The following is a 17,759-nucleotide window of genomic DNA, read 5'->3' as shown; positions in this document are numbered from 1 at the left end:
AACAACGAAGGTTAGTGTGCGGGCGTGCCGAAATCGGCACGCTTGGGGATGAGGTTTTGACGAAGGATTAAGCGATGGCCACGGTCGAAAAGATGCCGATGCTCCAGGAGGGTTATGAGAAGCTCTCGGCGGAACTGAAGCGCCTGAAATCCGAACGGCCGTTGATCGTCGACGCGATCGAGGAAGCTCGGGCGCATGGCGACTTGTCGGAAAATGCCGAATATCACGCCGCCAAGGAACAGCAGGGCCAGAACGAAGCGACGATCGCCGACATCGAGGACAAGCTGTCGCGCGCTCAGATCATCGATCCCAAGGAACTGTCGGGTGACAAGGTCGTGTTCGGGGCCACGGTGACGCTGCTCGACGAAGACGATAAGGAAGTGAAGTATCAGATCGTCGGCCAGGCCGAGGCGGACGTGAAGACCGGCCGGATCAGCTACAACTCGCCGATCGGCCGGGCACTGATCGGCAAGGTGGTGGGTGACGAGGTCGAAGTGACCGTGCCGGCGGGCGACCGCTGGTACGAAGTGAGCAAGATCGAATTCATCTGACCGGCACGGCATTCCGGCCAAGCCGGAATCCGGCACGGCAGGCGGCTAACTCTCGACCCGAAACCCCGGCTTTCGCCGGGGCGGCAAAGGATCAGAGCGTCGGTTCCATCAAGCGATGCAGATGGACGACAACATATTTCATCTCGGCATCGTCGACGGTGCGCTGTGCCGCGCCGCGCCAGGCCTTTTCAGCGCTGGCATAATCGGGGAAGATGCCGACCACGTCGAGGTTGGAAGGATCGACGAAGTCCAGACCCATCGGGTCCTTGACGCGGCCGCCGAAGACGAGGTGCAGCAACTGGCTCATGATTTCTCCTGGGGAATGGCTATGCGCCACGCCTTAGGATGATGCTGCACCGCGCTCAAGGCCGCGTCCGGACGGCCCCGCGATCAGGCGGTCTTGGCTGACGCTGCGTCTTTGGCCGCAGTCAGGGCGTTGCCGATGATCTTGCCGATCTGTTCCTTCGCCGCGTCGCGCGGCGGAAGGATGGCGTCGATTTCGGCCTTGCCCGCGTCGCGTGCGGCGCTCGCGGCCGCGCTTGCACCCTCGGCAATGCGCTTGCCGACCGGTGCGAGCAACTCACGCTCCCTGGTCGGGCGAGGGATCAGCGCGCCGAGCACAACGCCCAGCGCCACGCCGCCAGCGACCAGTGCCAGCGGATTGTCCTGGATCTGCGCGCTCGCCTGCTGGCGGCGCGATTGCTGCTGAGCCCCGGTCTGGTTCTGGTTCGACTCACTCATGTGCTCGGTCCTTCCGTGTGGCGCTTCTTGTTCGATGAATCCTGAGACTCGTCCGATCCTGAGCGGATCAGGCGGGCGAGGGGCTTGCGCGCGAGGAACAACATGGCGGCCCCGGCCACGGCAGCGACGGTGCCCGGCTTCGTCCGAACCGTCTCGACCGTTCCGCGCACGACATTGTCCTTGACGCTGCCGACGGTGTTGGATGCCAATGTCGCCGGGCTGAGCTTGTGCTTGGCCTCGTCCAGCGTGGCGAGGAATTGCGCGCGAGCGGCAATGCTGCGCGCCCGGGCTTCGACGGGTGAGGTGGGGGCGTCGTTCATGGTTCCTGCCTCGGTCTGGTTACGCGCCGCCAATGCCTAAGCGCCAGCCAGCCGAGCAGCCCGGCAATCGCGAGCGTCACCAGCACGACCAGCAACGTCGCCAGGCCCGGCCCGACGAGCGTCGCGAGCGATAGCAGCGCGCCGACGATCAGCGCGATGACGGCAGCGTTGACGAGCAGCAGCGCCGTGCAGCCAAGGATCGTCAGGCTTTTGACATCGGCAAGCCGATCGACGACCAGCGCGCGCCAATATCCTGCCTCCGCCGCCGCATAACCGCGCCCATCGGCAATCAGCCGCGTAACGAGCGCGCCGATGCTCTCGTCCTGATCTTCGCGAACGTCCACTCGCCCCGCCTTTCCGGTCAGGCCTTGGTCGAGCCGGTATCGCCCTTGTCGGCAAGGTCGCCCGCAGCATCGAGGCCGGATTTGAGCAGTCGCGCCAGGACGAAGCCGACACCGGCCGCCACACCCACGGCAACAGCCGGACTTTTCTTGACGAAGCCGCGCGCGTCTTCGAGGAGGTCGTCGACCTGCTTGCCGCGCAGGGATTCCGCAAAGCCCGAAATCTGATCTGCCGCACTCCGGGCATAGGCGCCGTATTGTTCGCCCAGCTTATCATCCACCGACGCCGCAGCATCGCGCATCAAGGTCGAGAACTCGTCAAGGGCGCCGGTCGCGCGATCCTTTCCGGTATCCGCGAACGAGCGCGCCTTGTCGCTCGCCTGGCCGAGCAGCTTGCTCGCCTCTTCACGCGCGAACTGGCCAGCGTTGCGCTTTGCGTCGTCCTGCGCCGCAGGCTCGGCCACGACGAGGGCGTCCGTCGCCGGGTCGACGCTGGGGGTAGCGGGGGAGGTCCCCGGGAAGTTTTCGTCAGCCATCGCTCACAGACCTTTCTGCCGTTTGTCCCTCAACCATGCCGGCGCGGGAGGGTTCCCGTCACCCGCGATGATTTGCCCGGGCGCGACGAACCGGATACAGGCCCGCGCGACGCCAGTGGGGCACAAGGTAGGGAGACCGTTACGTGACCGCAATCATCGACATCCATGCACGCCAGATCCTTGATAGCCGCGGCAACCCGACGGTAGAGGTCGATGTGCTGCTGGAAGATGGCAGTTTCGGTCGAGCCGCGGTTCCATCGGGCGCGTCTACCGGTGCCCATGAAGCGGTGGAAAAACGCGACGGGGACAAATCGGTCTATCTCGGCAAGGGGGTGCTGGAGGCAATCGAAGGCGTGAACGGCGAGATCGCCGAGGAGATCACGGGCCTCGACGCGGAGGACCAGGCCGAGATCGATTATGCCATGATCGAGCTGGACGGCACCGAGAACAAGGGCCGGCTGGGCGCGAATGCGATCTTGGGCGTGTCGCTCGCCGTGGCCAAGGCTGCGGCCGATGCGCGTGGCCTGCCGCTGTATCGCTATGTCGGCGGGGTTTCTTCGCATGTCCTGCCGGTGCCGATGATGAACATCATCAACGGTGGTGAACATGCCGACAATCCGATCGACTTCCAGGAGTTCATGGTCATGCCGGTGGGGGCGGAAAGCCTCGCCGAAGCGGTGCGTTGCGGCGCGGAAATCTTCCACACGCTGAAGAAGGGCCTGCACGATCGCGGCCTCGCCACCTCAGTCGGCGACGAGGGCGGTTTCGCCCCGAACATCGCAAGCACGCGCGAGGCGCTCGACTTCATCATGACCAGCATCGAAAAGGCCGGCTACAAGCCCGGCGACGACGTGATGCTGGCGCTGGACTGCGCCGCGACCGAGTTCTTCAAGAACGGCAAGTACGAAATTTCGGGTGAGGGCCTGTCGCTCTCGCCGGTCGAGATGGCCGACTACCTTGCCGACCTGTGCTCGGCCTATCCGATCCTGTCGATCGAAGACGGCATGAGCGAGGACGATTTCGAGGGCTGGAAGGCGCTGACCGACAAGGTGGGCGGTAAGGTTCAGCTGGTCGGCGACGATCTGTTCGTCACCAACCCCAAGCGCCTTGCGATGGGCATCGAAAAGGGCCTTGCCAACTCGCTGCTGGTCAAGGTCAATCAGATCGGAACGTTGACCGAGACGCTGGTAGCGGTCAGCCTGGCGCAGCGCTCGGCTTACACGGCCGTCATGTCGCACCGGTCGGGCGAGACCGAGGATGCGACGATCGCCGACCTCGCCGTCGCGACCAACTGCGGGCAGATCAAGACCGGCAGCCTTGCTCGCTCCGACCGGCTGGCCAAGTACAACCAGCTGATCCGCATCGAGGAGGAACTGGGCGACGCGGCCGTCTATGCCGGCCGCTCGATCCTGCGCTGAATCGTTCCGCAGTCGAATCGGCTTGATTTTTGAACGCAGCGCGTCTGCGCGGGCTTGATCCGCGAGTCGCGTTGCGTCAAAACAGCGGGATGGCACGGCCGATCCCTTTGAAGACCTATCTGACCCGCGCAGGCCTGCCTGCGGTGGCGATCATCTTCATGGGCTTTTTCGCCTATTCGGCGGTGCTCGGCCCGAACGGCATTTTGGTCTATGGCGACTATAAGCGCCAGCAGGCGGCGAAGCAGTCCGAACTCGCCAAGTTGGAGAAGCAGCGGGCGGACCTGCGCAACCGCGTCGCGCTGCTCGATCAGAAGGGGGCGGACCCCGACATGGTCGACGAACTGACCCGCAAGAAGCTCAACGTCGTGCATCCCGATGAGGTCATCGTCCCGCTGAACTGAGCGGCCTTCGCGACTTTCCAGCTTTACGCCAGCGTTAGCATTGCCGTGTCCGGGCAACCGGCCTATAGGCCGCGTTCCATCTTTCCCCAGGATGAGGACATCGTGGCCAAATCGCCTGCTAAAAGCCTTTCTGTTGAACCGCCGGTGACAAACCGCGAGCGTCCAAACGAACCCAAGCGGTTCGAAGCGTCTAAGGAGCAACTGCTCGAATTCTATCGGCAGATGCTGCTGATCCGCCGCTTTGAGGAGAAGGCCGGGCAGCTCTATGGGCTCGGCTTCATTGGCGGTTTCTGCCACCTCTATATCGGGCAGGAAGCGGTCGCCGTCGGGCTGCAGTCGGCGCTGGACGGTGAGAAGGACAGCGTGATCACCGGCTATCGCGACCATGGCCACATGCTTGCCTATGGCATCGATCCCAAGGAGATCATGGCCGAGCTAACCGGCCGCGCTGCCGGCATCTCGCGCGGCAAGGGCGGGTCGATGCACATGTTCTCGACCGAGAAGAAGTTCTATGGCGGCCACGGCATCGTCGGCGCGCAGGTCTCGCTCGGCACCGGCCTCGCCTTCGCGCACAAGTACAATGAGGACGGCGGCGTCGCCATGGCCTATTTCGGCGATGGCGCCGCCAACCAGGGCCAGGTGTACGAAAGCTTCAATATGGCCGAGCTGTGGAAGCTGCCGATCATCTATGTGATCGAGAACAACCAGTATGCAATGGGCACCAGCGTCAACCGCTCGTCGGCTGAGGACCAGCTGTACAAGCGCGGCGAAAGCTTCCGTATCCCGGGCATTCAGGTCGATGGCATGGACGTGCTCGCCTGCCGCGGCGCGGCCGAGGAAGCGCTGGCTTGGGTTCGCGCTGGCAAGGGGCCGATCATCCTCGAGATGAAGACCTATCGCTATCGTGGCCATTCGATGTCCGATCCGGCGAAGTACCGTTCGCGTGACGAAGTGCAGGCGATGCGCGACAATTCCGACCCGATCGAGGGCGTGAAGAAGGAGCTGGAGAAGCTCGGCGTCACCGAGGATCAACTCAAGCCCATCGAGCAGGAGATCCGCAGGGCGGTGAACGAAAGCGCCGACTTTGCCGAACAGACGCCGGAACCCGATCCGGCCGAGCTGTATACCGACGTGCTGGTAGGAACGTACTGAGATGGCGATCGAACTGAAGATGCCGGCGCTCTCGCCCACGATGGAAGAGGGCACGCTGGCCAAGTGGCTGGTCAAGGAAGGCGACACGATCCGGTCGGGCGACATCCTGGCCGAGATCGAAACCGACAAGGCGACGATGGAATTCGAGGCGGTTGATGAGGGCACGCTGTCGAAGATCTTGGTCGCCGAGGGCACCGACGGCGTGAAGGTCGGCACCGTGATCGCGACGATCGCGGGCGAGGGCGCAGACGCCTCCGCTGAACCGGCGGCTGCGCAAGCGCCCAAGGCGGAAGCGCCGGCGCAGGAGCAGAAGGCAGCTGAGTCCGACGCTGGCGAAGATGGCGGCCCCAAAAAGGCCGATAGCGGCACCAAGCAGCTGGCCAGCGACAAGGCGGCGTCGGTCGCCGATCCCGAAGTGCCTGCCGGTACCGAGATGGTGAAGGTCACCGTTCGCGAAGCGCTGCGCGACGCGATGGCGGAGGAAATGCGCGCCGACGGACGCGTGTTCGTGATGGGCGAGGAAGTCGCCGAATATCAGGGCGCGTACAAGGTGACGCAGGGCCTGCTGGACGAGTTCGGCGCCAAGCGCGTGATCGACACGCCGATCACCGAGTACGGCTTTGCCGGCGTCGGCACCGGCGCGGCGATGGGCGGCCTTCGCCCGATCATCGAGTTCATGACGTTCAACTTCGCCATGCAGGCGATCGACCACATCATCAACTCGGCAGCCAAGACCAACTATATGTCCGGCGGCCAGATGCGCTGCCCGATCGTGTTCCGCGGCCCGAACGGCGCGGCGAGCCGCGTGGGTGCGCAGCACTCACAGAATTATGGCCCCTGGTATGCAAGCGTGCCGGGCCTGATTGTGATCGCGCCCTATGACGCAGCCGATGCCAAGGGACTGCTGAAGGCCGCGATCCGGTCGGAAGATCCAGTCGTGTTCCTCGAGAACGAGCTGATGTACGGCCGCACCTTCGAAGTGCCCAAGCTTGACGACTGGGTGCTGCCGATCGGAAAGGCGCGCATCGTTCGCGAGGGCAAGGACGTGACGATCGTATCCTATTCGATCGGCGTCGGCGTCGCGCTGGAAGCGGCCGAGACGCTGGCTGGCGAGGGCGTCGAGGCAGAGGTCATCGACCTGCGCACGCTGCGCCCGCTCGACAAGGAAACGGTGCTTGAGAGCCTGAAGAAGACCAACCGCATGGTGGTGGTCGAGGAAGGTTGGCCGGCCTGCTCGATCGCGTCGGAGATCGTGACGATCGCGATGGAAGAGGGCTTCGACGATCTCGACGCGCCGGTCGTGCGCGTCACGAACGAGGACGTCCCGCTGCCCTATGCCGCGAACCTGGAAAAACTGGCGCTGATCACTGCCGACAAGGTCGTGGCAGCGGTGAAGAAGGTGACGTACCGCTAAGGCGGGGCGTCACCCTTAACCAGAGCGATTTGCCTGTTTGATCGCCCCTGTGTTGGCGGGGGGCGGTCAGCAGGTGGAGGGCGTTACGCCGCTTACCTGATACACGCCATTGGCGCCGCCCACAGTGTCGCGACGATCGCGGACCATCATCGACGCGATCTCGGTCATGTCGCGGGTGGGCGACAGGGATGTCTTCACCAGCGGCTGATATTCATAATATACTTCGACGAACATGGTGACGCCATAGGGCGGAGCCGTGACCTGGCGGCCATCGGGACCCATGCCAGGAAGATTGTCGTTGGTCGCCCCGGCGGCGCGCTGCGCCGCAGTTGGATACGTCGATGCGCGCGTCGTCTTGCTGCCCCGGCACCGTTGCCAGCGAATTCGCGAATTGGCCGGATTGACGATCGAGGGTTCGATGCTCGAGATGATAACCCGACCATTGCGGTAAAGATCGAGTTCGCCGGCCTGCAGCCCGGCGCCGGTCAGCAGGTCATTGATATCGGCCTCGGTAATCTGCTTGGCCTGCAACTGGCTGCCCGACCCGATGCGCGCGGCGTTGTCGGCCAGATGGAGCGCGATCTGGCTGACGCGCATTCGCGTGATGACATAGTTGGTCAATTCCGCCCCGGTCAGGCTGAGCAACAACAGGATCGGCAGCGTCATGCCGAACTCGAGCAGGGCAACACCGCTGCGATCCTTCCAAAGACGACGTGACAGGTTGAAGATGCGGCGGTTCACGGGCAATTGCGCACCTGAATGGCGCCATAGCTGCCCTGATCGCTGTAAGGCTGGTTACGCAGCACGGTCGAGGCGGTGAGCTTCGTCGTGTCCGATCCGCCGACCAGCTTGTAAATCGGGAAAAAGCGCGGGTAGGTCATGGTGACGGTGTAAAGCGTGGCATCCTTTGCGCCGCCCTGGCCAGCGCTTCCGCCGTCCTTGTCCCAGTTGCTGTTGCCGTTGGCATCCTCGTACGGCTCACCGGCATCGCACCTGCCGTTGCCGTTGGTGTCCGTGAACACTTCGGCCTTGGCCGCGGCGGCTTCGCTGAAGGTCCGGTAGAAACGACGCGTGATGTCGATCGTGGCATTGTTAGCCAGCGCGCGGACTTGATCCTTCACCTTGTTGTCGAGCGCGGTCTGCTCTGCCGTGTCGGCGCCGCTTTCCAGCGACGAATCGCGCGCCGTTTTCTGAACGATGCCCTGCAGCGCGGCACGGGCATATAGCGTGTGCGAGATGTCGAATGCCCCGAGCAGGACCAGGCACAATACCGGCGCGACGAGCGCGAACTCGACAACAGTAACGCCGGCTCGATCGCCGGCCAACCCCGGCAAGCGGGGACGCTGGTCGCGATGCCGCCCCATCAACGGGTCAGCCTCAATTGCGATATCTGGTCCGCAATCGAGCGGAAGGTGGATTGCAGCGTGGCGGAGTCCCGCGCCACGAAATAGCGACCCGAACTTGCACAATTCTGCAGCCGCGTTTCGGTCGTGGTGTTCGATCCGCTGCCGAACGAGATAACCCACAGCGTAATGTTCTTGTTCTTGATCGCGGTACACAGCGCCGTGAAGCGGGCATTCACCTCGTCATTCATGCCGACATCGCCCGGGCTGGCCCCGACCGAAGATATGTTGCGGCGATCGTACCAGGGCTGGCCATAGGCGGCATAGTTGGCCGTGCTGGTCTGGGTGTCGCCGTCGGTCATGAAGATGAGGTGACGCTCGATCTCCGCGCCCTTGGGCGTGAACTGGTTCTCCGCCCTGAAGATGCCCGTTGGCGACATGAGGCGCGCGCCCCACAGCAGGCCAATGTCGTGATAGGTGTTGCCGCCGGTGATCAGTCCGTCGACATAATCGTCAAAGGCGCTTGCCGATGGCCAGCTTTGCAGCTTGCGCCCGGCCGAAGGGCAAGTCGCATCGGCCCGGGGAATGGTGAAACTGGGGGCGGTGCCGACGGTCACGCGATTGAGCGTGTAGGTGTTCCCGGTGCCGGTGCGACGATGATATATGATCGGCGCCAGCGCCGGCTTCCACATCGTGGAGACGTCACCCGGCACAGGCACTGAATCGATGTCGAGATCCTTGGCACCCGCGGGAATCGGGTTGAAGTTCGTACCGCTGACGGTTTGCCGTTCCTCGATGCAGCCATTCCAGGCAACGGTCAGGTCGGCACCGTTGTCGGCCATCTCGGGCACGACAAAACTGTCGCGCCACTCCGTGCCGTTCTTAAGCCCGGAGATATTGATCGACCATTTGTCATAGTCCCAGCCCGCGAAGGTGCGGTTTTGGGCCGTCGTGACTGTCTGTGTATACACCACCGTGGTGTAGGTGCCGGTGCCCTGAATCTGGGACATGAGGTTACGGACGAGGACATTGCCCGTGCAGCTCTGCATGATGTTGACGCGAGTGTAGGTGCGCGTCTCCCACGTGCGAATGCCGTTCGCGATTGTGGGGGTCGTGTCGATCACGAAGTTGCCTGGCACATCGTTCTGGTTCGTCAACGAAGGGCAGGCGAACAGATGCTGGCTCACCTGAGTAGGCGAACTCCACTCGCTGTTGCCCGAGCCGGTCGGCCCCGGCGTGGACACTGTCGGGCCAAAGGTGGTCGTGCTGCCGCTGCTGACATTCCAGCGTGCCCTGCGCGTCTGATAGTCCCAGGCGTCGGGGAAATAGCTGGTCGGCAGGAGGCGACCGACATTTACGTTGGTGGCATAAGGCACGAAACCGAAGCGGATCTGCACCTGATCGCCAGTCCCGCCGCTCGGCGCGCCGCCGGTGCAGGTAGCCGACGTGTCGAGCCGTGCGACGATCTCGTAGAAACATTTGACTGCCGTGCGCAGCGCCTGGATCTTGGTATCCGGGTCGGTACTTACCGCCTTGCCGTCCATCGAACCGGTCGTGTCGAGCACGAACATGACGTCAGTGTTCGGCAGCCGCATTTCAGCGTCGCAGGTCACGCTGAGCGTCTCGTTCGAGCGCCCGAAGATGCGCATGATCGTCATCGGCAAGGTCGCGGAGGCGACGCCGCTGACCTTTCCGGCGTTTTCCGTGAAGCTCTTCGTAACGTCGCTCGCGCCGTATGGGCTCTGCTGGATGTTCGCGTCGAAGAACTTTTCGGCGGCTGCGCGCGCTTCGTAATTGTTGTAGGACCAGATGCCGCCGCCCATCTGCTTGCGGCCGGCGAGCGCGCCGGCGTCGCAGGCATGTTGCAGCCGCGTCTTGACGATGTACATGCGGCTGATGTCCACGCCGCCGCCGACCATTCCCGCCAAGGGAATAAGCGAGATCGCAACGATTGCGGCGGTATTCGCGCGCACGTCGCTGCCCAGCCGGGCAAGCCACCCGGCTGCTGCCCATGTCGATTCACGCTTACTCATGCCGTCCAACTTTTCGGTACACGGGCCGAACATGCGGTGCCTGCCGCTAACGTGGATTGAAGGCGGATGGTTAAGGCGGCGCTTACCATTGGTTGTGCGGGGGCATGATGGGGGGTGACGATCCCGAGCGAGCGCTGGTGTTGACCTACGCGCCGGATGCTGTCTCGTCGCGGGCGCTCGCCGCCATGCTAGCGCTTGACGACCGACTGGCGGACACGGTGCGGACCACCAGCGAGCCGATGCTGGGGCAGATACGTCTGAAATGGTGGCAGGAAGCCATTGCCGGTCTCGACGTCTCGGCCTCTCCGGCCGAACCCGTGCTCCAGGCGCTTGCCGACGATGTGATCGCGCAAGGCGTGCGCGGCGGTGACCTGGCGGTGGTGGCGGACGCATGGGGCGAGCTGCTGAACGATGAGCTGGACGAGGCGGCAGTCGCGCGGTTCGCTGTGCGCGGGGCTGCGCTGTTCGCTGCTGCGGGGCAGGTCGCCAGGGCCGCCGCAGACGATCCGGTGCGCCTGGCCGGTGAAGGATGGGCGCTTGCCGATCTGGCGCTCAAGATCAGCGACGCGGATGAAGCGGCGCGGGTGCGCAGTGCCGCAGATAAAGCCTTGCAGGCCACGCTGGGTCGGCACTGGAGCCGGAATGGCCGTGCGCTGGGCGCGATGGCTCACCTTGCCCGGCTGGATCTGGCCGGTGTTCCGCGGGGCGCGCCGCGCCGGGTTGCGCGCGCCTTGTGGCATCGCATGACCGGGCGGTGACGGCTTGCTCTGGCCGCGGGACGCGTTAGCCTGAACGCGACAGAGGAGGCGGGCGATGTGGCGGTATCTGGTAGGCGGTATTGCCGCATTGCTGATGGCGGCGGCCGGTGTGTTCCTGTTCCAGAGTCGCGCGACGTCCGAGCCGCTGCCGCCTCCGCCCGAGGCGAAGCGCCTCCCCGTTGACGGCCCGGCCGTGGAAGCGGAGCCGCTGCCCGCGCTCCCCACGGTTCCCCGTGCGAGCGACCGAACGCGCGAGCAGAAGCGGTTCGACCGCTACGACAAGGATCGGAGCGACACGATAACGCTGGCCGAACTGCTCGAGCCGCGACGCAAGGCCTTTGCCAAGCTTGACCGGAACGGTGACGGCAAGCTGTCGTTCGAAGAATGGGCGGTGAGCGGTATCAAGCGCTTTACCAATGCCGACGCCGACCATTCGGGCATGCTGACCCGGACCGAATTCGCCACCACGGCGCCCAAGCGCAAATCCAAAGCCGCGCCGAAGTGCGACTGCCGTGAGGCGGTGGCAAAGGCGCTGGCCGAGGCTGCGGATTGACTACAGCGTTTGAAGCCACGGCTGAAGCGCGGCGCGGGCGCGGGTCGTGTACATAAGCTTCCGATCCGCCTTTTTCGTTCGCCCCTCGATTGGTGGCATGAGGCCGAAATTGATGTTCATCGGCTGATAGGTTTCTGCGTCGGCACCCACAGTGATGTGGCCGAGCAGTGCGCCGAGTGCAGTTTCGACCGGTGGCGGTGTCAGCTCATGCCCCAGGATTTCTGCCGCTGCGAACCGCCCCGCCAACAGGCCGATGGCGGCACTCTCGACATAGCCTTCGCACCCCGTCACCTGGCCTGCGAAGCGGATATGCGGGCGCGCTTTCAACCGCAGTGTGGGGTCGAGCAGTTCGGGTGAGCGGATGAACGTATTGCGATGCAGGCCGCCGAGCCGCGCAAATTCGGCGTTTTCCAGGCCGGGGATGGTGCGGAACAGGCGCACCTGCTCGGCATGTTTGAGCTTGGTCTGGAACCCGACCATGTTCCACAGCGTGCCGCTGGCATTGTCCTGCCGCAGCTGGACGCAAGCATAGGGCCAGCGGCCGTTCGGGAAACCCGGCGTCGCGGTGCGCGGGTCATCCAGGCCGACGCCCTTCATTGGGCCATAGCGCAGCGTGTCGACGCCGCGCGCCGCCATCACCTCGATCGGCATGCAACCCTCGAAATAGGGGACGTTCTCCCATTCCTTGAACTCGGTCTTCTCGCTGTCGAGCAGGCCCTGGTGGAAGGCGAGATACTGATCCTTGGTGAGCGGGCAGTTGATATAGTCCTTGCCGTCTCCGCCCGGTCCAACCTTGTTCCAGCGCGATTGCAGCCAGGCCTTTTCCATGTCGATGCTGTCGCGATGGACGATGGGCGCAATGGCATCGAAAAAGGCAAGGCTGTCCTTGCCCGTGGCGTTGCCGATGCTGTCCGCAAGAGCGGGCGCGGTGAGCGGCCCGGTGGCGACGATGGTGAGTCCTTCGGCCGGCAACTGGTCGACGCGCTCGCGCACGATGGCGATGTTGGGGTGAGCGGCGAGCGCGGCGGTGACACCGGCAGAAAAATGTTCGCGGTCCACCGCCAGCGCCGACCCGGCCGGCACCTTGTGCGCATCCCCCTGGGCCATGATGATCGAGCCGAGCGCGCGCATTTCCTGATGGAGCAGGCCCACCGCATTGCTGTTGGCGTCGTCGGACCGGAAGCTGTTGGAGCAGACGAGTTCAGCAAGGCCGTCCGTATGGTGAGCCGGGGTCATGTCGCCCCCGTCCTTTAATTCGGCCCCGCGCATTTCGGACAGCTTCACGCGCACGCCGGCATTGGCGAGTTGCCATGCGGCCTCCGATCCGGCGAGTCCGCCGCCGATGATATGGACTTGGTAATCACTCATGCGGCATCGGTTAGGCGAAGCGGCGTGCGAGGGGAAGGCGATGCGGTGGCTGTTCTGGTGCGCGGTCCTGGCGGGCGCGAGCTACTCGCTTGTCGGCTGGGGCATCGTGACGCCCGACACGGGGCAGGCGGCGTGGAAGACCGTCGGCGTCGCGCTGCTGGCGGCATGGGCAGCGAAGTCGGCGCGGGACCGCGACGGCGCACTGATCGCTGCTGCGCTGGCATTGGGTGCGATCGGCGACTTGTTGTTGCAGACGCATGGCTTCGTGCTTGGCGGCACGGCGTTCGCGGCAGGCCATGTCGTCGCGATGTCGCTGTATCTGCGTAACCGGCGCGCGGCACCCAGCAGGAGCCAGCGGCTGCTGAGCTGGGCGCTGGTGCCGCTGGTCACGTTGATCTCGGCGATCTTGACCGGCGGCGATCTGGGTGTCTGCGTCTATGCCCTGCTGCTGGGCGGCATGGCGGCATCCGCGTGGACCAGCCGCTTCCCGCGTTATCGCGTCGGGGTCGGCGCGATGCTGTTCGTGGCATCCGATTTGCTGATTTTTGCGGAGGTGGGGCCGCTGGCGGGTTCGCCGCTGCCGGCCTTGCTGATCTGGCCGCTGTATTTCGCAGGACAGGCGCTGATTGCATGGGGTGTGGTTCAGACCCTGGCGTCGTCGGACAAGCGGGTGCCGTAGCGCATGACGAGCGCGCAAGTGGAGCGGTTGACGTTGCAATGCGTTTCCATCTCGCCCCACGCTGGGATGAATGCCTTCGTATCGGATAGTCGGCACCATCGGGCAGTGGTTGTTACAGTAACTTGCGAAAATTGATCGGGTCATTGGTGATTGAAACGATGAAGGTGTTCACGATCGGGTATGAAGGAGCGACAATGGACTCGTTCCTTTCAGCACTCGTGCGTGCCGGTGTCGAGCAAGTGATCGACGTCCGCCAGCTGCCACTGTCGCGCAGGCCTGGATTCTCGAAGTCATCCCTGGCGGCGGCACTGACCGAGCGCGGGATCGGCTATGTGCATCTAAAAGCGCTGGGCACGCCCAAGCCGGGACGGGATGCGGCGAAGAAGGGGGATCGTGCGACCCTTGAAGCCGTCTATGCCGGGCAACTCGAACTGCCCGAGGCGCAGGCGGCGGCGGCAAGGATGCGCGACCTGATCGCCGAAAGGCCCAGCGCATTGCTGTGTTTCGAGCGCGAGCCGGGCATGTGCCATCGCACGCTGCTGATCGCGGCGGAAGGGGAAGGCGTAACGGTGGAGGACCTGTTCGCCGATGCCCTATCGCCAGCATGAGCATCCGGCCGCCCCGCATCCTGTCGAGCAAGTCGCGTTCGGGAGACGTGTATCAGGAAGTTCAGCGCGAAATATTGTCTGAAAAAGCGGCAACGCTGGGTCGCGCGGGAAAGTCGCTGGAGGCCGCGTTGGCCCGGCTGCGTGCGGGGGAGGGCAAAGACCGCGCAGCGCTGTTGCAGGCAGCGGCCGAGGCGGCACACGCCTATCTGATCCAGCGCGAAGCGGCGGGTATCCACGGCCTGGGTGCGCCCATCGAGGATTTCGGCGTGCCGGGCGAAGTGCGAGAGCGTATCGGAGCGGCCTATCCCGTCACCGGAAGCCTGACGCTGCCATCGTCCTCCCGCTCCAGTGGGCTATAGGCTACCACCGTCTCCAGCGTTAGCCGACCATAAAGGTGCGGGAATTCGGCGCCGCCGCGCGATTCTTTCCAGCGGATTGCCTTGCCATGCGTCGCGAGATCGACGGCCGCGACATAAAGGTCGGTCTGGCCGGCGAAATGCTTGTCGACCGTTTCGGTCAACTGGTCGGCAGTGGACAGGTGAATATAGCCGTCCGCAAGATCGACCGGCGCGCCCTTGAACGTGTTGGCCTCGAGGGCGGCCATCTGCTCTGCGGTAAGGACTTTGTAAGCGGTGGTGGGATGCATCGCGTCACTCCTGGTTCACCTCGCTCAACGCATCGGCGACCGATTGGATCGCTGGCAAGCGGCCTCCCGGCGCAAAGACCGGGAGTTCGCTCTGTGCAAGTTCGACCTACTCGCCGTCCTCTGGTCCAGCGGCGAGATCGTCGCCCGGCATGGCGTCCGGAACGGGCTCGACCGCGCTATCGCCATCGGCCAGATTGATCTCGGCATCCTCCTCTGTCTCCTCGATACGGGCGGCCGAAACGACGTGCTCGTCCTGAGCGACGTTGAACAGGCGCACTCCGGCCGATCCGCGACTGATGATGCGCAGGCTGTCGAGCGGCAGGCGAATGAGCTTCGCCTGGTCGGTCACAAGCATCAGCTGCTGAACCTTCGTTGCCGGGAAGCTCGCGACCACAGGTCCGTTGCGCGCGATATTGTCGATATTGGTGATGCCCTGACCGCCGCGACCGGTGCGGCGATACTCATAGGCCGAGGAAAGCTTGCCATAGCCATTGGCGCAGACCGTCAGGATGAACTGCTCCTTGGCACGGAGTTCTTCGAAGCGGGGCTGATCCATGCGGCGCGGCTGACGCGTGCCTTCGGTATCCTCCGCCTTCCACGGTGCGTGGCGCAGATAGTCCTCGCGCTCGTCCTGGTCGGCAACACCGACGCGGTGTAGCACGGAGAGCGAGATGACCTCGTCGCCCGAAGCCAGCCGCATGCCACGCACGCCGGTGGAGTTGCGGCTCTGGAATTCGCGCACCTCGTCACCGGCGAAGCGGATCGCGCGGCCCTGTCGCGTGGCGAGCAGGACGTCGTCACCCTCGTTGAGCAGGGCGACGCCGATCAGGCGATCGTCTTCATCCTCGCCTTCGAACTTCATGGCGATCTTGCCGTTCGAGGGCACGTTGGTGAAGGCGTCCATGCTGTTGCGGCGCACATTGCCCTTCGCCGTGGCGAACATGACGTGGAGATTACCCCACTCATTCTCGTCTTCCGGTAGCGGGAGCACGGTCGAGATCGTCTCACCCGCCGCCAGCGGCAGGAGGTTGATCATCGGACGGCCACGGGTGTTGATGCCGCCTTCGGGCAGCTTCCACACCTTCATGCGATAGACGCGGCCGAGCGTGGAGAAGAACAGCACCGGGGTGTGAGTGGAGGTCACGAACAGCTCGGTGACGACATCCTCGTCCTTTGTCGCCATGCCGGCGCGGCCCTTGCCGCCGCGCGCCTGGGCGCGGAAGGCGTCGAGCGGCGTACGCTTGATATAGCCCTGCATGGTCACGGTGACGACCATGTCCTCGCGCTCGATCAGGTCTTCGTCCTCGATCCCGTCGGCGGCGGCGGCGATTTCGGTGCGGCGCGGGGTCGCATACTGATCACGGACGGCGACGAACTCCTCGCGCATCACTTCGTAAAGCTTCGCGCGGTTGGCCAGGATCTCGAGCAGCTCGGCGATCGAGTCGGCAAGTTGCTTGAGTTCGTCGCCGATCTCGTCGCGGCCCAGCGCGGTGAGGCGGTGGAGGCGCAGGTCGAGGATCGCCCGGACCTGGATGTCGGACAGGCGGTAAACGTCCCCGGTGATTTCGGTTTCGACCGCTTCGACCAGGCGGATATAGGACGCGATCTCGGCGATCGGCCATTCACGCATGAGCAGCTTCTCGCGCGCCTCGACGGGGCTGGACGAGCCGCGGATGATCCGGACCACTTCGTCCAGGTTGGTGACCGCGATGACGAGACCGAGCAAGATGTGCGCACGGTCACGCGCCTTGGCCAGTTCGAATTTCGAACGGCGCGTGATGACCTGTTCGCGGAAGCGGACGAACGCTTCGATGATGTCGCGCAGATTGAGCAGTTCGGGCCGGCCGCCGCGGATCGCCAGCATGTTGGCCGGAAAGCTCGACTGCGCCGGCGTGTTGCGCCAGATCTGGTTGAGCACGACTTCCGGCGTCGCATCGCGTTTCAGGTCGATGACGATGCGCACGCCTTCGCGGCTGGATTCGTCGCGAATGTCGCTCACACCGTCGACCCGCTTTTCCTTCGCGGCCTCGGCGATCTTCTCGACCAGCGCGTTCTTGCCCTGCTGGTACGGAATTTCGGTGAGCACGATCGAGCGGCGGTCGCCGCGTTGTTCGAAGGCGTGACGCGAACGCACGATGATCGAGCCGCGGCCCGAGGTGTAGGCGCTGCGGCAGCCCGAGCGGCCGAGGATCAGCGCACCGGTGGGAAAGTCCGGCCCCGGCACGATCTCCATCAATTCTTCGGCGGTGACCGCGCCGTTTTCCATGTACGCCAGGCAGGCGTCGATCACCTCACCCAGATTGTGCGGCGGGATGTTGGTCGCCATGCCGACGGCGATGCCGCCGGCGCCGTTGACCAGAAGGTTGGGATAACGGGCGGGGAGGACCGTCGGTTCGCTTTCGGAGCCGTCGTAATTGTCCTGGAAATCGACGGTATCCTTGTCGATGTCGTCGAGCAGCGACATCGCTACCTTGGCGAGCCGTGCTTCGGTGTAGCGCATCGCGGCGGGCGGATCAGGGTCCATCGAGCCGAAATTGCCCTGGCCGTCGATCAACGGCACGCGCATCGCCCAGTCCTGCGCCATGCGCGCCATCGCGTCGTAGATCGAGCTGTCGCCGTGCGGGTGATATTTACCCATCACGTCACCGACGAGGCGGGCGGACTTGCGATAGGCGCGGCCAGGCAGGTAGCCGCCCTCTTGCGCGGCATAGAGGATGCGGCGGTGGACCGGTTTCAGGCCGTCGCGGACGTCGGGCAGGGCGCGCGCCACGATGACGCTCATCGCGTAATCGAGATAGCTGGTCTTCATCTCGTCGACGATCGAGATGGGCGTTATGTCCGAGTGGTCGGCGAGGACAGTCTCGTCGGTCAAGTTTCAGCGCTTTCGAGGATTGTTT

The 17,759-nt window shown here is 64.3% G+C and carries 21 protein-coding genes; 10 read left to right on the top strand and 11 right to left on the bottom strand.

The window, feature by feature from the left end; genetic code table 11:
• The first annotated feature begins 74 nt into the window (after nucleotides 1-74).
• Nucleotides 75-551 (top strand): transcription elongation factor GreA, encoded by a 477-nt coding sequence (gene greA / locus BFL28_RS05490; protein ID WP_069319604.1) that lies wholly within the window; start codon nucleotides 75-77, stop codon nucleotides 549-551.
• Nucleotides 552-642: 91 nt separating this feature from the next.
• On the opposite strand, the gene BFL28_RS05485 is transcribed toward greA, so the two are convergent.
• From BFL28_RS05485 to BFL28_RS05465, 5 genes are all read right to left on the bottom strand, one after another.
• Entirely contained in the window at nucleotides 643-858 is a 216-nt protein-coding gene (locus BFL28_RS05485) for a DUF4170 domain-containing protein (RefSeq protein WP_069319603.1), read from the bottom strand.
• Between the two features lie 83 nt (nucleotides 859-941).
• On the bottom strand, nucleotides 942-1,292 hold the full coding sequence (locus BFL28_RS05480) for a hypothetical protein (RefSeq protein ID WP_079246955.1): 351 nt from the start codon (nucleotides 1,290-1,292) through the stop codon (nucleotides 942-944).
• On the bottom strand, nucleotides 1,289-1,612 hold the full coding sequence (locus tag BFL28_RS05475; RefSeq protein ID WP_069319602.1) for a DUF3618 domain-containing protein: 324 nt from the start codon (nucleotides 1,610-1,612) through the stop codon (nucleotides 1,289-1,291). The genes BFL28_RS05480 and BFL28_RS05475 overlap by 4 nt, the downstream gene beginning before the upstream one ends.
• Entirely contained in the window at nucleotides 1,609-1,956 is a 348-nt protein-coding gene (locus tag BFL28_RS05470; protein WP_069319601.1) for a phage holin family protein, read from the bottom strand. The genes BFL28_RS05475 and BFL28_RS05470 overlap by 4 nt, the downstream gene beginning before the upstream one ends.
• 17 nt (nucleotides 1,957-1,973) lie before the next feature.
• Nucleotides 1,974-2,489 carry a hypothetical protein gene (locus tag BFL28_RS05465; RefSeq protein WP_069319600.1) on the bottom strand — a complete coding sequence of 172 codons (516 nt, stop codon included), beginning with the start codon at nucleotides 2,487-2,489 and terminating at the stop codon, nucleotides 1,974-1,976.
• Nucleotides 2,490-2,632: 143 nt separating this feature from the next.
• Here BFL28_RS05465 and eno point away from each other — a divergent pair, with 143 nt between their 5' ends.
• The 4 genes from eno (at nucleotide 2,633) to BFL28_RS05445 (ending at nucleotide 6,874) form a co-directional block, all read left to right on the top strand.
• On the top strand, nucleotides 2,633-3,907 hold the full coding sequence (gene eno / locus BFL28_RS05460; protein ID WP_069319599.1) for a phosphopyruvate hydratase: 1,275 nt from the start codon (nucleotides 2,633-2,635) through the stop codon (nucleotides 3,905-3,907).
• A gap of 89 nt (nucleotides 3,908-3,996) precedes the next feature.
• On the top strand, nucleotides 3,997-4,308 hold the full coding sequence (locus BFL28_RS05455; protein WP_069319598.1) for an FtsB family cell division protein: 312 nt from the start codon (nucleotides 3,997-3,999) through the stop codon (nucleotides 4,306-4,308).
• 144 nt (nucleotides 4,309-4,452) lie between these two features.
• Nucleotides 4,453-5,460 carry a pyruvate dehydrogenase (acetyl-transferring) E1 component subunit alpha gene (gene pdhA / locus BFL28_RS05450; protein WP_119184553.1) on the top strand — a complete coding sequence of 336 codons (1,008 nt, stop codon included), beginning with the start codon at nucleotides 4,453-4,455 and terminating at the stop codon, nucleotides 5,458-5,460.
• Nucleotide 5,461: 1 nt separating this feature from the next.
• Nucleotides 5,462-6,874 carry a pyruvate dehydrogenase complex E1 component subunit beta gene (locus BFL28_RS05445; RefSeq protein ID WP_069319597.1) on the top strand — a complete coding sequence of 471 codons (1,413 nt, stop codon included), beginning with the start codon at nucleotides 5,462-5,464 and terminating at the stop codon, nucleotides 6,872-6,874.
• A 66-nt stretch (nucleotides 6,875-6,940) separates the two neighbouring features.
• Here the strand turns inward: BFL28_RS05445 and BFL28_RS05440 are convergent, their stop codons facing one another.
• From BFL28_RS05440 to BFL28_RS05430, 3 genes are read right to left on the bottom strand one after another with little or no spacing between them, the layout of a single operon-like run.
• Nucleotides 6,941-7,615, bottom strand: a complete 675-nt coding sequence (locus BFL28_RS05440; protein ID WP_079246954.1) for a TadE/TadG family type IV pilus assembly protein — start codon at nucleotides 7,613-7,615, stop codon at nucleotides 6,941-6,943.
• Nucleotides 7,612-8,238, bottom strand: coding sequence for a TadE/TadG family type IV pilus assembly protein (locus BFL28_RS05435; protein WP_069319595.1), 627 nt, complete (start codon nucleotides 8,236-8,238; stop codon nucleotides 7,612-7,614). Before BFL28_RS05435 ends, BFL28_RS05440 begins: the two co-directional genes overlap by 4 nt.
• Nucleotides 8,238-10,250, bottom strand: a complete 2,013-nt coding sequence (locus tag BFL28_RS05430; RefSeq protein ID WP_069319812.1) for a Tad domain-containing protein — start codon at nucleotides 10,248-10,250, stop codon at nucleotides 8,238-8,240. Before BFL28_RS05430 ends, BFL28_RS05435 begins: the two co-directional genes overlap by 1 nt.
• 104 nt (nucleotides 10,251-10,354) lie before the next feature.
• Between BFL28_RS05430 and BFL28_RS05425 the strand changes: the two genes are divergently transcribed.
• Both BFL28_RS05425 and BFL28_RS05420 read left to right on the top strand, forming a co-directional pair.
• Complete coding sequence (locus tag BFL28_RS05425) at nucleotides 10,355-11,008, top strand: hypothetical protein (RefSeq protein ID WP_069319594.1); 654 nt, start codon at nucleotides 10,355-10,357, stop codon at nucleotides 11,006-11,008.
• Between the two features lie 55 nt (nucleotides 11,009-11,063).
• Nucleotides 11,064-11,561: an EF-hand domain-containing protein gene (locus tag BFL28_RS05420; RefSeq protein WP_069319593.1), complete on the top strand. Its 498-nt coding sequence runs from the start codon at nucleotides 11,064-11,066 to the stop codon at nucleotides 11,559-11,561.
• Here BFL28_RS05420 and trmFO read toward each other — a convergent pair whose 3' ends face one another.
• Nucleotides 11,562-12,929, bottom strand: coding sequence for a methylenetetrahydrofolate--tRNA-(uracil(54)-C(5))-methyltransferase (FADH(2)-oxidizing) TrmFO (gene trmFO, locus BFL28_RS05415; RefSeq protein WP_069319592.1), 1,368 nt, complete (start codon nucleotides 12,927-12,929; stop codon nucleotides 11,562-11,564).
• Between the two features lie 40 nt (nucleotides 12,930-12,969).
• Here trmFO and BFL28_RS05410 point away from each other — a divergent pair, with 40 nt between their 5' ends.
• From BFL28_RS05410 to BFL28_RS20695, 3 genes are all read left to right on the top strand, one after another.
• Nucleotides 12,970-13,608 carry a lysoplasmalogenase family protein gene (locus BFL28_RS05410; protein ID WP_069319811.1) on the top strand — a complete coding sequence of 213 codons (639 nt, stop codon included), beginning with the start codon at nucleotides 12,970-12,972 and terminating at the stop codon, nucleotides 13,606-13,608.
• A 158-nt stretch (nucleotides 13,609-13,766) separates the two neighbouring features.
• A complete protein-coding gene (locus BFL28_RS05405; protein WP_069319591.1) occupies nucleotides 13,767-14,216 on the top strand; it encodes a DUF488 domain-containing protein in 450 nt (149 codons plus the stop codon).
• Nucleotides 14,213-14,575 carry a DUF6665 family protein gene (locus BFL28_RS20695; RefSeq protein WP_079246952.1) on the top strand — a complete coding sequence of 121 codons (363 nt, stop codon included), beginning with the start codon at nucleotides 14,213-14,215 and terminating at the stop codon, nucleotides 14,573-14,575. Before BFL28_RS05405 ends, BFL28_RS20695 begins: the two co-directional genes overlap by 4 nt.
• On the opposite strand, the gene BFL28_RS05400 is transcribed toward BFL28_RS20695, so the two are convergent.
• Together BFL28_RS05400 and gyrA are read right to left on the bottom strand one after the other, a co-directional pair.
• The gene (locus BFL28_RS05400) at nucleotides 14,518-14,862 is read right to left on the bottom strand and encodes a DUF952 domain-containing protein (RefSeq protein WP_069319590.1); all 345 of its coding nucleotides are present in this window, start codon (nucleotides 14,860-14,862) and stop codon (nucleotides 14,518-14,520) included. The two genes, BFL28_RS20695 and BFL28_RS05400, sit on opposite strands and share 58 nt — an antisense overlap.
• Before the next feature lie 106 nt (nucleotides 14,863-14,968).
• Entirely contained in the window at nucleotides 14,969-17,734 is a 2,766-nt protein-coding gene (gyrA, locus tag BFL28_RS05395; protein ID WP_069319589.1) for a DNA gyrase subunit A, read from the bottom strand.
• Nucleotides 17,735-17,759 lie beyond the last annotated feature (25 nt).

This window comes from Sphingomonas turrisvirgatae, from assembly GCF_001721295.1.
Lineage (GTDB): Bacteria > Pseudomonadota > Alphaproteobacteria > Sphingomonadales > Sphingomonadaceae > Sphingomonas > Sphingomonas turrisvirgatae.
Note: the sequence above shows the minus strand (reverse complement) of the source record. Positions and strands in the feature narration are given on the sequence as shown.

Coding starts and splice junctions, on each gene's coding strand:
- BFL28_RS05475 (WP_069319602.1), bottom strand. CDS start 1,612: ATGAACGACGCCCCCACCTCACCCGTCGAAGCCCGGGCGCGCAGCATT.
- BFL28_RS20695 (WP_079246952.1), top strand. CDS start 14,213: ATGAGCATCCGGCCGCCCCGCATCCTGTCGAGCAAGTCGCGTTCGGGA.
- greA (WP_069319604.1), top strand. CDS start 75: ATGGCCACGGTCGAAAAGATGCCGATGCTCCAGGAGGGTTATGAGAAG.
- BFL28_RS05465 (WP_069319600.1), bottom strand. CDS start 2,489: ATGGCTGACGAAAACTTCCCGGGGACCTCCCCCGCTACCCCCAGCGTC.
- BFL28_RS05425 (WP_069319594.1), top strand. CDS start 10,355: ATGATGGGGGGTGACGATCCCGAGCGAGCGCTGGTGTTGACCTACGCG.
- BFL28_RS05435 (WP_069319595.1), bottom strand. CDS start 8,238: ATGGGGCGGCATCGCGACCAGCGTCCCCGCTTGCCGGGGTTGGCCGGC.
- BFL28_RS05420 (WP_069319593.1), top strand. CDS start 11,064: ATGTGGCGGTATCTGGTAGGCGGTATTGCCGCATTGCTGATGGCGGCG.
- BFL28_RS05405 (WP_069319591.1), top strand. CDS start 13,767: ATGAAGGTGTTCACGATCGGGTATGAAGGAGCGACAATGGACTCGTTC.
- BFL28_RS05430 (WP_069319812.1), bottom strand. CDS start 10,250: ATGAGTAAGCGTGAATCGACATGGGCAGCAGCCGGGTGGCTTGCCCGG.
- BFL28_RS05400 (WP_069319590.1), bottom strand. CDS start 14,862: ATGCATCCCACCACCGCTTACAAAGTCCTTACCGCAGAGCAGATGGCC.
- BFL28_RS05480 (WP_079246955.1), bottom strand. CDS start 1,292: ATGAGTGAGTCGAACCAGAACCAGACCGGGGCTCAGCAGCAATCGCGC.
- trmFO (WP_069319592.1), bottom strand. CDS start 12,929: ATGAGTGATTACCAAGTCCATATCATCGGCGGCGGACTCGCCGGATCG.
- BFL28_RS05410 (WP_069319811.1), top strand. CDS start 12,970: ATGCGGTGGCTGTTCTGGTGCGCGGTCCTGGCGGGCGCGAGCTACTCG.
- BFL28_RS05455 (WP_069319598.1), top strand. CDS start 3,997: ATGGCACGGCCGATCCCTTTGAAGACCTATCTGACCCGCGCAGGCCTG.
- BFL28_RS05445 (WP_069319597.1), top strand. CDS start 5,462: ATGGCGATCGAACTGAAGATGCCGGCGCTCTCGCCCACGATGGAAGAG.
- BFL28_RS05485 (WP_069319603.1), bottom strand. CDS start 858: ATGAGCCAGTTGCTGCACCTCGTCTTCGGCGGCCGCGTCAAGGACCCG.